This window comes from Blastococcus sp. SYSU DS0616, from assembly GCF_054051015.1.
Genome location: NZ_JBJHAJ010000005.1, coordinates 176,865 through 190,148 on the forward strand (window position 1 = coordinate 176,865; position 13,284 = coordinate 190,148).

At 75.4% G+C, this 13,284-nt stretch carries 11 protein-coding genes; 7 read left to right on the plus strand and 4 right to left on the minus strand.

The window, feature by feature from the left end:
* The first annotated feature begins 113 nt into the window (after positions 1-113).
* The 4 genes from ACI79K_RS05855 to ACI79K_RS05870 all read left to right on the plus strand — a co-directional run bounded on the left by ACI79K_RS05855 (position 114) and on the right by ACI79K_RS05870 (position 6,025).
* The gene (locus ACI79K_RS05855; RefSeq protein WP_456589038.1) at positions 114-854 is read left to right on the plus strand and encodes a type 1 glutamine amidotransferase; all 741 of its coding nucleotides are present in this window, start codon (positions 114-116) and stop codon (positions 852-854) included.
* A complete protein-coding gene (locus ACI79K_RS05860) occupies positions 851-3,955 on the plus strand; it encodes a bifunctional [glutamine synthetase] adenylyltransferase/[glutamine synthetase]-adenylyl-L-tyrosine phosphorylase (protein WP_456599197.1) in 3,105 nt (1,034 codons plus the stop codon). Before ACI79K_RS05855 ends, ACI79K_RS05860 begins: the two co-directional genes overlap by 4 nt.
* 117 nt (positions 3,956-4,072) lie before the next feature.
* A complete protein-coding gene (locus ACI79K_RS05865; protein WP_456599198.1) occupies positions 4,073-5,653 on the plus strand; it encodes an AMIN-like domain-containing (lipo)protein in 1,581 nt (526 codons plus the stop codon).
* A gap of 51 nt (positions 5,654-5,704) precedes the next feature.
* Positions 5,705-6,025, plus strand: a complete 321-nt coding sequence (locus tag ACI79K_RS05870; RefSeq protein WP_456589041.1) for a CDGSH iron-sulfur domain-containing protein — start codon at positions 5,705-5,707, stop codon at positions 6,023-6,025.
* 18 nt (positions 6,026-6,043) lie between these two features.
* On the opposite strand, the gene ACI79K_RS05875 is transcribed toward ACI79K_RS05870, so the two are convergent.
* Entirely contained in the window at positions 6,044-6,265 is a 222-nt protein-coding gene (locus tag ACI79K_RS05875; RefSeq protein WP_456599199.1) for a hypothetical protein, read from the minus strand.
* Positions 6,163-7,590: a GAF domain-containing protein gene (locus tag ACI79K_RS05880; protein WP_456599200.1), complete on the minus strand. Its 1,428-nt coding sequence runs from the start codon at positions 7,588-7,590 to the stop codon at positions 6,163-6,165. Before ACI79K_RS05880 ends, ACI79K_RS05875 begins: the two co-directional genes overlap by 103 nt.
* 240 nt (positions 7,591-7,830) lie before the next feature.
* On the opposite strand from ACI79K_RS05880, the gene ACI79K_RS05885 reads away from it, so the two are divergent.
* Positions 7,831-8,745: a bile acid:sodium symporter family protein gene (locus tag ACI79K_RS05885; protein ID WP_456599201.1), complete on the plus strand. Its 915-nt coding sequence runs from the start codon at positions 7,831-7,833 to the stop codon at positions 8,743-8,745.
* 13 nt (positions 8,746-8,758) lie between these two features.
* Here the strand turns inward: ACI79K_RS05885 and ACI79K_RS05890 are convergent, their stop codons facing one another.
* Positions 8,759-9,772, minus strand: coding sequence for an iron-containing redox enzyme family protein (locus ACI79K_RS05890; protein ID WP_456599202.1), 1,014 nt, complete (start codon positions 9,770-9,772; stop codon positions 8,759-8,761).
* Positions 9,773-9,847: 75 nt separating this feature from the next.
* On the opposite strand from ACI79K_RS05890, the gene ACI79K_RS05895 reads away from it, so the two are divergent.
* Positions 9,848-10,690 carry an SDR family NAD(P)-dependent oxidoreductase gene (locus ACI79K_RS05895; protein ID WP_456599203.1) on the plus strand — a complete coding sequence of 281 codons (843 nt, stop codon included), beginning with the start codon at positions 9,848-9,850 and terminating at the stop codon, positions 10,688-10,690.
* A gap of 56 nt (positions 10,691-10,746) precedes the next feature.
* Positions 10,747-11,043, plus strand: a complete 297-nt coding sequence (locus ACI79K_RS05900) for a hypothetical protein (protein ID WP_456599204.1) — start codon at positions 10,747-10,749, stop codon at positions 11,041-11,043.
* Here ACI79K_RS05900 and ACI79K_RS05905 read toward each other — a convergent pair.
* Positions 11,001-13,073, minus strand: a complete 2,073-nt coding sequence (locus ACI79K_RS05905; RefSeq protein WP_456599205.1) for a cutinase family protein — start codon at positions 13,071-13,073, stop codon at positions 11,001-11,003. The two genes, ACI79K_RS05900 and ACI79K_RS05905, sit on opposite strands and share 43 nt — an antisense overlap.
* Positions 13,074-13,284: the final 211 nt, after the last annotated feature.

The following is a 13,284-nucleotide window of genomic DNA, read 5'->3' on the forward strand; positions in this document are numbered from 1 at the left end:
CCGCTCTGGGAGTGCTGCTCGTGCTGTGCGGGTCCTGCAGGACTGCCAGGGCGCGGACAGCACCCGCAGAGCGCGGGTCAGCCCCGACGGCGCGGGCCACTAACCTCGGTCGCGTGACCTCCACCGGCCGCCTGCTCGTCGTCGTCCCGAGCGAGACCGATCCGCCGGCCCGGCTGGGGGAGTGGCTGCGCGACGCGGGCATGGAGCTCGACGAGCGCCGGCTCGGCCTCGGCGCGCAGCTGCCGGACGGCCTCGAGGGCTTCGACGGGCTGCTCGTGCTGGGCGGCCCCCAGTCGTCGATGGACGACGAGGAGACCAGCCCCGAGCTCGTCGGCGTGCGACGACTGCTCGGGCAGGCGCTGCGGGACGATCTGCCCACCCTCGCGATCTGCCTGGGCGCCCAGCTGCTGGCCCAGGTGGGCGGCGGCCGGACCCGGGTCGGGGTGGACGGGCCCGAGGTCGGTGCGACGCTGGTGGCCAAGCGGGACGCCGCGGACGCCGACCCCGTGTTCGGGCCGCTGCCGCTCTCGCCGGACGTGATCCAGTGGCACCACGACGAGATCTCCGAACTGCCGGGGGGCGCCACCCTGCTGGCCGGCAACCCGCACTACCCGCACCAGGCCTACCGGGTGGGGACCTCCGTCTACGGCCTGCAGTTCCACATCGAGACGACGCCGGAGATGGTGCGGGCCTGGGCCGGCAGCGACCCCGTCGGCGTCGCAGCCTCCCCGCTGGACCGGGAGACGCTGTGCGCCCGGGCTGCCGCCGCCCACGACGACGTGGCCGAGGCGTGGCGCCCGTTCGCCGAGCGGTTCGCCGAGCTGGTCCGGGCGAGGGCACAGGTGCGCGCGTGAGCGCGCCGCAGGTGGAGATCCCGCGGCGCGCGATCGTCCGCCTCGTCCGGTTCGGCTTCGAGGACGGCGAGCGCGCCGCCCGGCTGCTGTCGGACCCCGCCCTGGGCCTGTGGGACCTCGAGCGCAACGAGCCCGCCGACCCGGAGGCCGGGCCGGTCGTGGCCGCACTCGCCCGGGCAGGGGACCCCGACCTCGCCGTGCGGTCGCTGCAGCGGCTGATCGAGGCGCTGGACGCCGAGGACGACACGGGCGATGCAGCGGCCGCGCTGCTGGCGCGGCTGCGGGGGTCGGGTTCCCTCCGCGCCCGTCTGCTGGCCGTCCTGGGCGCGAGCGCCGGGCTGGCCGACCACCTGGCCGCCTACCCGCTGGACTGGGAGGTGCTCGACGACGGGAACGGGCCGAGCCGGCCCACCCCGCACGCACTGGAGCAGCAGATGCTGGCCGCCGTCGGCGCCGACCCCGACGACCCCCCGTGGGGCGTGCGGCTGGGGAAGGGAGCCCCGGACGCCGGCCCGTCGCGCATCGCGGCCCTGCGGCACGCCTACCGCCGGGCGATCCTCTCCCTGGCCGGGCGGGACCTCGGCGACGGCGTGCCGGCAGAGGAGGCCGCGGCCGAGCTCGCCGACATCGCCGCCGCCGTGCTCACCGCCGGCCTGGCGCTCGCCGTCGCCGAGCAGCCTGCGGACGCCGCCGCCTGCCGGCTGGCCGTCATCGCGCTGGGCAAGACCGGTGGGCGGGAGCTGAACTACGTCAGCGACGTCGACGTCGTCTTCGTGGCCGAGCCCGCCGACCCGAGCGACCCGGAGAGCCCGGCGCTGGCCACCGCCACCCGGGTGGCCGCGTCGCTCATGCGCATCTGCCACGAGGCCGCGTGGGAGGTCGACGCCGCGCTGCGTCCCGAGGGCAAGGCCGGTGCGCTGGTGCGCACCGTCGCCGGGCACGCCGCCTACTACGGCCAGTGGGCCGACACGTGGGAGTTCCAGGCGCTGCTGAAGATGCGGCCGGTGGCCGGCGACCCCCACCTGGGCCGCGCCTACGTCGAGGAGCTGTGGCCGCTGGTCTGGAAGGCCGGCAACCGGCCCGGCTTCGTCGGCCAGGTGCAGGCCATGCGTCGCCGCGTGGAGGCCAACATCCCGCCGGCGCAGGCCGAGCGGGAGCTCAAGCTCGGCCGCGGCGGGCTGCGCGACGTCGAGTTCGCCGTCCAGCTGCTGCAGCTGGTGCACGGCCGTTCGGACCCGAACCTCCGGGTGGGCGGGACCCTGCCGGCGCTCCTGGCGCTGTCGGCCGGTGGGTACGTCGGTCGGGAGGACGCGGCGACGCTCATCGCCTCCTACCGCTTCCTGCGCACCGTCGAGCACCGGCTGCAGCTGCTCCGGCTGCGGCGCACCCACCTGCTGCCCACCGACGAGCAGCAGCTGCGCTGGCTGGCCCGCTCGATGGGGTACAAGCCCGACCACCGCGGCGACGCCGTCGACGTGCTGCGGGCGGAGCTGGCGCTGCACACCCGCGAGGTGCGGCGCCTGCACGAGAAGCTCTTCTACCGGCCGCTGCTGTCGGCCGTGGCCAAGGTGCCGTCGGAGGCCGCGCAGCTGGGCAGCAAGGCCGCCGGTGACTGGCTGCGGGCGCTCGGCTTCGCCGACCCCGACGGCGCGCTCCGGCACCTGGCGGCCCTCACCGGCGGGGTCTCCCGCTCGGCCTCGATCCAGAAGTACCTGCTGCCGGTGCTGCTGCAGACGTTCGCCTCCTGCCCCAACCCCGACGCCGGGCTGCTGGCCTACCGGCAGGTCAGCGAGGCCCTCGGCGGGAACCAGTGGTACCTGCGGCTGCTGCGCGACGAGGGGCAGGTCGCCGAGCGGCTGGCCCAGCTGCTGGGCTCCAGCCAGTACGTCGCCTCGCTGCTCACCCGGACGCCGGAGGCGCTGCGGCTGCTCGCCGACGACGCCGAGCTCGAGCCGCGCTCGGCGGCGACCCTGGCCCGGGCGTGGCGGCAGGCGGCCGGCCGCGCGCCGGACCCGCAGGCCGGCGTTCGGGTCATCCGCGGGCTGCGCCGGCAGGAGCTGCTGCGGATCGCGGCGGCGGACCTGCTCGGCCGGCTCGACGTGCACCGGGTGGGGCAGGCGCTGACCGACGTCGCCGCCGCCACGCTGCAGGCCGGGCTCGACGCCGCGCTGCGGACGCACGCCCTCGAGTCGCGCGTCGACGTCGCCGACCTGCCGATGGACCTCGCCGTGATCGGCATGGGGCGCCTGGGCGGTGGGGAGCTCGGCTACGGCTCCGACGCCGACGTGCTGTTCGTCCACCGGCCCCGGCCGGGAGCGGACGAGGCCAGGGCCTCGGCCGCGGCGAACGCCGTGGCCCACACCCTGCGGCGGCTGCTCGGTGAGCCGGCACCGGACCCCGCGTTCGAGGTCGACGCCGACCTGCGGCCCGAGGGGCGGCAGGGCGCCCTGGTGCGCAGCCTCCCCGCCTTCCGCGAGTACTACCAGCGCTGGGTGTCGGTGTGGGAGGTGCAGGCGCTGCTGCGCGCCGTCCCGGTGGCCGGCGACGAAGCCCTGGGCGCGGAGTTCGTCGCGCTGGTCGACCCCGTCCGGTATCCCGCCGACGGGTTGTCCGGCGAGCAGGTCGCCGAGATCCGGCGCATCAAGGCGCGGGTGGAGCGGGAGCGGCTGCCCCGGGGGGCCGACCCCGCCACCCACACCAAGCTCGGCCGCGGCGGGCTGGCCGACGTCGAGTGGACCGTCCAGCTGCTCCAGCTGGAGCACGCCGCCGCGAGGCCGGCGCTCCGGGTGGCCTCCACCCCGGGGGCGCTGACCGCGCTCGCCGAGGAAGGGCTGCTGCCGGCGGAGCAGGCCGAGGCGCTCACCGCGGCGTGGGAGCTGGCCACCCGGGCGCGTAACGCGATCTTCCTGGTGCGCGGGCGGCCCAGCGACCAGCTGCCGAGGCCGGGGCTGGAGCTGGGCGGCGTCGCCCGGGCGTGCGGGTACGGCGCGGACGACGACCCGGGCCGGTTCCTCGACGACTACCGCCGCACCACCCGGCACGCCCGGGCCGTGGTCGAGCAGGTCTTCTACGGTCAGCCGCAGTCCGGTCCGGTGCCCTGACCGGAGCCCCGGCGGTACATGACGATCAGGTTGCATCGGGACGGCGGAGGTTCACCGCCGGGCGCGGCGGCAAGGGGACAGAGGTGACCTGACGCCGAGATCAAGGCAGGATCTGCGATGCGCTTCCTCCCCGCCGGAGTCTGCGCGGCTCTGCTCCTCACGGCATGCACCGCGGACGGCGGCAGCTCGGACGGCGGCAGCTCGGACGGCGACGCCGCCGCGACCGCTTCGCCGACGGCGTCGCCGACCACGACGGCGCTGAGCGACGATCAGGCCGTCGAACCGGTCGGCGACCCGGGTACCGCCGCGGTGCAGGGTGGTGGTTTCCCCGATGCCGACCGGCCGGTCGCCCACCTGGCCGATGTCCGGGCCGCCGAGCACGACGGCTTCGACCGGGTGGTCCTGGAGTTCGAAGGCGACCGGGTGCCCAGCTACCGGGTGTCCTACGTCGAGCCACCGGTGACGCAGGACGCCTCGGGGCGCCCGGTGGAGATCGAGGGGATCGCCTTCCTGGAGCTGCGCACCAGCCCGGCCAGCACGGTCGACCTGTCCGGCGAGCGCCCCGAGCAGGTGTACGAGGGCCCCGAGCGCATCGAGCCGACGGGCGGGTCCGTGGTCACGGAGGTGGTCCAGACCGGGGACTTCGAGGCGAACATGGCCTGGACGGTCGGCCTGCAGGAGCGCGTGTCGTTCGGCGTGGCCACCCTCGCGGACCCGCCGCGCCTGGTGGTCGACGTCCGCCACCCGTCGGACGAGGAACCGGGCACCCTGCAGCCGGTCGGCGACGGCGACACCGTTGAGTCCATCGCTGCCGGCGACGCGCCGCTCGTCGCACTCACCGACGTGCGGCTCGGCGCCCACGAGGGGTTCGACCGGATCGTGTTCGAGCTGGCCGGTGAGGGCGAGGCCGGCTGGCGGGTCGGCTACACCGACGAGCCGCGTGCCCAGGGGTCCGGAGCCCCGGTCGAGGTGCCCGGCGACGCAGTCCTCGGCATCACGCTGACCAACATCGCGCTGCCGTTCGACGCCCCCGAGGGCGTGCAGCCCTGGGAGGGGCCCGACCAGCAGGCGATCGCCGGGGCGACCGTGCTGGACACCCTGGTCGAGGACACCCTCTTCGAGGGCCACTACACCTTCTTCGCCGGGGTGGACCGGGAACGGCCGTTCGCGGTCGGACTGCTGAACTCGCCGCAGCGGATCGTGGTCGACATCCTCGCGGAGGAGCCGGCCGCCCCGGTCGCGCTGTCGCAGCGCTGCGAGAGCCCCGCCGGGTTCGCCCTGTCGTATCCGGAGTCGTGGGCGGTGAACCCGGGGGACACGGTCCCCGCGTGCACGCGGTTCGCGCCCGACCCGTTCACCGTGCCGCCCGGCACCGACGCCCGGGTGGGCGCGGTGACCGCCTCGGTCGAGCCGGCACCGTTCGACCGGGTCGCCAACCCCGCGGGCGCGGAGGAGCTGAGCCGGACCGACACCACCGTCGGCGGCCGGACCGCCGTGCGGGTCGAGCGGGTCTCCTCGGGTGAGGGCCTCTGGCCCGAAGGGGTGCGGACCACCAGCTACGTCGTCGACCTCGGCGAGGGGGAGGACGGCCCGCGCACCCTGGTGGTCAACACGGTGGGCCTGCCGCAGTTCGACTACGCGCGCAACGTCCGGGTCCTGGACCGCATGGTCGAGACGTTGGAGCTCACCGAGCCCTGATCCGTTGGACCGGCGCCGTGTACCCGGGAGCCGGCAGGGCATGCTGGAGGCGTGTCGTCACCGTCGGCCGAGCCCGAACCCCCCGAGGACATCGCCGGCACGGACCCCGGCGGTGGACCGGCCGACGGCGCCACGATCACGCCCTACCGCGACGGGCCGCTGATCGTGCGCGGCAACTTCCGGTTGCTGGACCAGGACGGCGCCGAGATCGATCCCGGACGCGACACCATCGCGCTCTGCCGCTGCGGGAAGTCCGGCATCAAGCCGTTCTGCGACGGGTCCCACAAGCGCTCCGGCTTCTCCGCGCCGAGCGGGCCGAGCAGGCCGCGACCGGCCGCGCGGATCCTCCGGGACGGGCGCCGGGAGACCTGACCCGTCGCCCGTCCCGGCTCAGCGCGCGGACTCGAACGCCCGGGCCATCCGGACCTGCTCCTCCAGGATCTGCGCGATCCGGGCCTGGACGGCGTCGAGCTGCCCGATGACGGCGCTCGTCGCGCTGATGCCGGAGGTCACGGATTCCGTGCCCGCCTGGATGCCGGCGACCTGCTCGGACACCCGGCTGGTCGCCTGAGCCGTCTCCCGGGCGAGCTCCTTGACCTCGTTGGCCACCACGGCGAACCCCTTGCCGGACTCCCCGGCGCGGGCCGCCTCGATGGTCGCGTTGAGGCCAGCAGGTTGGTCTGGTCGGCGATCGCCGAGATGATCCGGATGACGTCGCCGACGGCGGCCGACGCGCTGGCCAGCGCCTGCACCTGCGTGGTCATCGACGAGGCCTCGGCGACCGCGCTCTCCGCCACCCGCCCGGCGTCGTCGCCGGCCTCGCGGAGCCGGGAGACCGTCTCCAGCAGCTCCCGGGAGTTGGCCCGGTCGGCCTCCGCGCGGCGCAGGATGTCCAGGCGCTGGGAGACCAGCTGCTGCACGTTGCGCAGCGCCGCGGCGCGTGACTCGGACAGGTCGATGGTCTCGGTGACGAAGAAGTCCATCGTGCCCACGACGCGCCCGTCGCAGAGGATCGGGAAGCAGACGCCGGAGCGCACCCCGGCCCGCTGCGCGGCGGGTGCGCGCACGCAGTCGGTCACCTCCGCGAGGTCGGGGACGAAGACCAGGTCACGGGAGCGCCAGGCGCGCCCGGACAGGCCGACGCCCTCGGCGAAGCTGGCGGCCAGGGTGACCTGGCGGAACTCGTCCCCGGCCGAGCCGGACTCGACGGAGAACCGCAGCACGCGTTGCTCCTCGTCGAGCGCCCAGAACGAGCCGTAGGCCCAGCCGAAGGCGGTCCGGACCGTCTCGAGCGCCACCCGCAGGGCGGTCGCCTCGTCGTGTGCCTCGCCCACCCGGGCGACGACGGTGGTCACCGCCTCCCGGTCGTCCAGGGTCTCGCGGAGCGTGGCGGCGGTCAGCGCGCTGCGCCGGGCGTGGGCGATCAGCCGGCCCAGAGCCTGCCACTTCTCGGCCCGCCCGCCGAAGAACGGCAGCTCGCGCTCGCTGTAGTACTCGAGGACCGCGGTCACCCGGTTGCCCTCGACGACGGGGAGGAAGCAGCCCTGACGTGCGCCGGCCGCGTGGGCGGTGGCCCACCGCAGGCAGGTGCCGGTGGCAGTGCCCGCATCCATGAGCACCGGCGTCCGCCGGCGCAGGGCCTCGCCGCCGTAGCCCGCGCCCGCCACCATCGCCTCGCCGGTGGGCCATCCGGCGGCCATGGCCGCGGCGGCCGTGCCCTCGGTGACCCGGAGGACGTAGTTGCCCTGCCCGTCGGGCAGCCAGGCGGCGCCGTAGCTCAGCCCGAGCGCCTCCACGAGCGCGCGCATGATCCGCCGGTGGGCGTCCAGCTCACCGGTCACGTCGCCCTCCAGCGACGCGATGACGCGCTCCAGGGCCTCGACGTCGCGCGGTTGCTCCGCCTGCTCCGGCGTCCGACGCGTCTCCCGCCTGCGCATGGCACCCTCCCGTGGTCCGCGCCGCGCCGGTGGGGAGCGGTCTGATCGCGCACGAGGTTTCGGCCTGCAACCACGGTTGTTGAGCCGTACCCGAGACGGGCCGGGAACGGAACGGCCGGGCCCGCGACACGGAGGGGTGGCCTGCGGCGGGGCCGGTTGCTCGATGTGACCCGCATCGCACAGGATGCGCGCAACGTCCTGCCCGGCGGGCTCCCCGGCCGGTGCCCGAACGGAGGACCCATGAATTCCGCGCTCACCGCCGTCGCGCTGCCCCTGGCGCTGGCCGTCGTCATGTTCGGGCTCGGGCTCTCGCTCACCCCCGGCGACTTCACCCGCATCGCCCGGCAGCCGAAGGCGGTCGTGATCGCCCTGGGCCTGCAGCTGCTGGCGCTGCCGGTGCTCTGTTTCGGCTTGGTGCTCCTCTTCGACCTCCCCCCGCTGCTGGCGGTCGGCATGCTGCTGCTCGCGGCCTCGCCCGGGGGCACCACGGCGAACCTGTTCAGCCACCTCTACCGGGGCGACGTCGCACTGAACATCAGCCTCACCGCGCTGAACTCGGTGATCGCCGTCGTCACGCTGCCGGTGGTCACCAACCTGGCGATCGGCTTCTTCGAGCCGGCCGCCGGCGGCAGCCTGGGCCTGCAGTTCGGCAAGACGCTGCAGGTCTTCGCGATCGTGCTGGTCCCCGTGGCCCTCGGCATGCTCGTGCGCCGGTCGGCCCCCGCCTTCGCCGACCGCTCGGACAAGCCGGTGCGCGCCCTGTCGGCGGTGGTCCTCGCGCTGGTCATCGTCGGCACCATGGTGGCCGAGCGGGAGAACATCGGGGGCTACCTGCGCGACGTCGGGCTGCCGGCGCTGCTGTTCTGCCTCTGCAGCCTCGCGATCGGGTTCGCCGTGCCGCGCCTGTTCGGCATCGCCCGGGCGCAGTCGATCGCCAGCTCCTTCGAGATCGGCGTGCACAACAGCACCCTGGCGATCGCGGTGGCCGTCAGCGTGCTCGGCAGCGTCGAGCTGGCCGTGCCGGCCGCGGTCTACGGCGTGCTGATGTTCCCCGTCGCCGCGGCGTTCGGCTGGGTGATCACCCGGAACCGCGCCACCGCTCCGGGCCGGGCCGACACCGCGGGAGTCGGTGAGGTGACCGGCCCCCCGCGGTAGGGCGGTCGAACGGTCAGGCCGCCAGCGCCGGGCGCCGGAACAGGCCCGACTGGCCGGCCTCCCACGCGCCCAGCAGGTGGTGGGCGGCCAGCCCGTCCATGGCCAGCGAGCTGGCCGCCCCGAACAGCACGTCGGGGGCCAGCTCCGGTTCCGCGGCGACCAGTGAGCCGCACATGTCCACGGAGGCGATCTGCTCGTGCACGGCGTCGGCCTCCACGTGCTCGTCGTAGAAGACGGTGGTCCGCTCGTCGAACCCCAGCCGGCGCAGCCCGGCCGAGTACCGCCGGCTGGGCTCGGAGGAGGTCATCTCCACGGTCGCCAGGTGCCCCAGGGCGGCTCCGCGCCAGCGGCGGTGCAGCCCGAACAGCGACATGGTGTTGACCGAGGCGAACGCCACGGCGGGCGCGTCGTCCCACTGCGCCCCGTAGCCGGCGTCGAGCCCCAGGTCGCGCATCAGCCCGGCGAACAGCTCGCTGTGCATCCGCTCCGCCGAGCCGCCGCCGTACTCGTCGGCCTGGATCTCGACCATGGCGGCCTTGGTGCGCCCGCTCAGCCGGGGGATGGCGAACGTGTGCGGGTCGGCCTCCTTGAGGTGGTAGACCGACCGGAGGACGAGGTACTCCCGCCACTGCTCCAGCGTGCCCCGCTTGGCCATGTAGGCCGACAGCGACGGACCGTCGTCCGCCGCGATCAGGGCGGTCAGCTGCCGGTCGATCGGCTCACCGGTGACCGCGACCTCGCCCACCAGCCCGCGCAGCGCGGCGAGGTGTCGCCGTTCCAGCCCGGCGCGCAGCCGGAGCAGCTCCGGGTCCCACTCCCAGTCCTCCGACACCCCGTCGAACCCGCGGTAGTGGAGCTCGTAGCAGATCGCGAGGGCGAGCTGCAGGTCGTCGTCGAGGAGGGCCCCGGAGCGGTGGAGCTCCAGGCGCTCGGCGCACTCCCGCGTCGCGGCCGACAGGTCGGCGCGGGTGGCGAGGTCGCGCGCGAGGGCGTCGCTGAGGGGGCCCCGGGGCTCGGGCAGGCGCATGATCGTGAGCATGCCCAACGAACGTCGGTTCGATGCGCCGGCGGATGTGATGTCCCCCGCGGGTAGGACGGGGGCATGACCACCTCGGCTGAGCGCGTCGTGCTCGTCACCGGCGGCAGCGCCGGCATCGGTCGCGCCACCGTCGCCCGGCTGGCCGCGGACGGTGCGCGGGTGGCGACCTGCGCCCGGGACGGTGAGCGGCTGCGGGCGGCGGTGATCGGGCTGCCCGGGGTCACCGCCACGGAGGCCGACGTCGCCGACGCGGCGGCCCGGGCCGAGCTGGTCGACCGGGTGCTGGCCGAGCACGGCCGGCTGGACGCGGTCGTCCACAACGCGGGCCTCGGCTGGGCCGGCCTGCTGGAGGACATGCCGGGGGAGGTGGTCGCCGGCGTGGTCGCCACCAACCTGGTCGCGGTCGTCGAGCTGACCCGGCTGGCGCTGCCCCACCTCCTGCGGTCGGCCGCCGAGCGGGGCCGGGCCGACGTCGTGACGGTCTCCTCGGTCGCCGCCTGGTCGCAGGTGCCTCCCCTGACCGTGTACTCGGCGACGAAGGCCGGGGTGCAGGGCTTCTCGTCGGGGCTGCGGCGGGAGGTCGCGGCCCGGGGCGTCCGCGTGCACACGGTGAACCCGTTCTTCGTGTCGACCGAGTGGCTGGCACGCGGCCACGGTCGTGCCCCGGCGTCGGACGCCGACGCGCGCGGGCGGCTGTCCCGTGGCATCGCCCCCGAGCGGGTGGCCGACCGGGTGGCCGAGTGCCTGACCTCGCCCCGGGCGCGGACGATCTCGGTCCCTCGCTGGTCGGGGCTGGCGCGGTTGGGGGAGCTCCCCCCGGTGGACCGCCTGCTGGACCGGGCGCTGTCGGCCAACGCCGGCCACATCCGGGCGGCCGCGGAGCGGGCGGTGCGCCGCCGGGTGTGACGCGGCAACCCGGGCGGTGCCCGCCGGCGCCCGGGAGGGGTTGGCATGATCCGCTCGTGACCGGGACGACGCCGACCTCCTCCCGCGCCGTGGCCCGTACCTGGTGGGGCGCGCTCGCGGTCGTGGTCGCGGTGTCGATCGCGACCCAGTTCGTGCTGCAGGTGGCCGACCCCGCAGGTCCCGCGCTGGGCGTCCTCGAGCGGATCGTCCGGTTCTTCAGCTACTTCACGGTGCAGAGCAACCTGCTCGTGCTGGCCGCGACGGTTCGATGCGGACCTGAGCCCGGCCGGCCGTTGCTGCCGGCGCTGGGTCAGGCGGCGGCGAGGAAGCGGTCGAGCGCCTCGGCGATCTGACGGTGCCCGGTCGGGGTCGGGTGCACGCCGTCGCCCGACATGCCGAAGTCCGGCAGCGCGGAGAGGTCGGCGAACGCGTACCCCTGGTCGGCCGCCACGTCCGCCATGGCCTGGAGGTAGGCGTCCCAGGCGGCGACGGAGACGTCGGTGCGCCGCGGGTACCCGACGATCAGGACCGACGGGTCGGGACCGACGTCCGGTCCGCGGAGGTGCCCGATGGTCGCGGTGAGGTAGTCGCGGAACTGGGCGGCGGTGAACCCGGCGACGACGTCGTTGTAGCCGAGCGCCACCACGACCAGGTGCGGCGTGGCCGCGGCGACCGCCTGGCCGTGCTGCGGCGCGGTGGGCAGGTTGGCGTAGTCCTCGGCCTGCCAGCCGGAGTGGCCGGCCTCCCACACGCGGACACCGGCGGCCTCGTCCCCGTCGTACACGCTGATGCCCTCGATCAGCACGGTGCGGCCGCTCGTGTTGGTCAGGGTGACCGTGTGCGGGCCCGGGGGCAGCGGGGGCGAGGTCCAGCTGCCGCCGTCGCTCGGGGTGTAGCCACCGCCGGTGGTCGTGACCGGGATGCCTGCCGCGCCGTCGACGGAGACGGTGATCGTCCCGGTGTTCAGGCTGCTCGCGTAGTGCAGCTCGAACGAGGTGCCGGTGAAGGTGGTGGTCATCGAGTTGCCCGCGCCGGAGGGCATGTGGTTCGCCCGCATGCCGAAGCCGTACTGGGAGCCCAGCGTGGACGTGCCGCCGAAGGTGAACCGGTCCACCATGCCGGCGGCGGCGTAGTAGGCGGGGACGTAGCCCTCGCCGCCGGCGACGCCGGGCGGCTGGTGGCGGGCCCGCAGGAGCCCGAGCAGGTGATCGACCCAGCGGTTGCCCTTGCCCACGTCCCGGCCCTCGGTCACCGAGTCACCGACCACGACCACGTCGAGCGGGCCGCGCCCCGCGGCGCTGTCGGCACGGGCCGCGCGGAAGGCGTCGAGCCCTTCCGTGCCCCCCGACGGAGGCGGCGTGGTGGTGGGTGCGGTCGTGGTGGTCGGTGCCGTGGTGGTCGTAGGTGCGGTCGTGCTGGTCGGCGTCGTGGTGGTCGGGGCCGAGGAGGTGGGCGCGGGGGTCGTCGTGCTCGGCGCCGGGGAGGTGGTGGGGGTGGGCGACGGCGCCGGGGTGAACGACGCGGCGATCTCCCTGGCCGCCTGCAGCATCAGTGGGCGGTAGCCGGTCCCGGTGTGGATCTGCGACGCCTGCTTGAGCGCCGCGAGGGACGGGGAGACGCCCTGGTGCAGGAGGCGCGCCGCGTCGAAGTCGCAGGCGACGTCCCGGGCGAGGCAGAGGTCGAAGACCGGGGACGTCGTCACGACGTCCCGTGCGCCCGGCTGCAGGGCCGTGCGGACCCCCTGCGCGGTGGCGGGCGCGGTGCCGCGGCGGGTGGCGGCGGTCTGGCCCACCCGGTCCCCGTCGGCGACGAGGACGCTGGCGGTGATGCGGGACAGCAGCCCCGCCCGGCCGTCGTCCGCGAGCCGGGCCAGCGCCTGGTGCACCACCATGGCGCCCTGCGAGTACCCGGCCAGGACGAAGCCCGCGCCCGGGCACCGGGTGTGCAGCGCGACCATCTGGTCGACGGCGGAGCCGACGCCCTGGTCGACGCTGCGCGTGTAGGCCCCCAGGCGTTCGGTCGTGTAGCGCTCCATCGCCGCCGGCCGCCGCGCCGGGTCCGCCAGCTGGGTCAGCTCGGCCCTCGTCGGCGTCAGGACGGTGACCGACGTGGGGGAGTGGGTGACCGCGACGTTCTCGACCACCAGCCCGCTGCCGTGCCTGGCCCTGAGCTCGCGCTCGAGCCCGTCGGCGAAGTAGTCGGCGTTCGTTCCCATCCCGCGGTTGGCCGTGGTGATCGGCTCCGTCGATCCCCGGGCACCCACGATCGCCACGTCCGGGCAGTCGTCGTCGGCCGCACCGGCCACCAGGGTCACGGCGACGGAGGAGGTGAGCAGCGCGAGGACGCTGCCGATCGTCAGCGCGCTCCGACGTGCACGTCCCACGACACGACCCCCCGTGATCGGGATGGGCGCCGACGGCGGGAGCCCGTCGCCGGATGCGCATCCGCCTGAGGGTTCCGGACGCTACGCCACGGCGCGGACGTCGGCTACGCTCCCGCGCCCGGCTCCTCGAGGTCCGGACGCACCGCGGCCCGCTCACGCCAGGGCTGAGCGTTCGTCGCAGTCCTCCGGGGAGCACAGGGGAAAGCAGGTG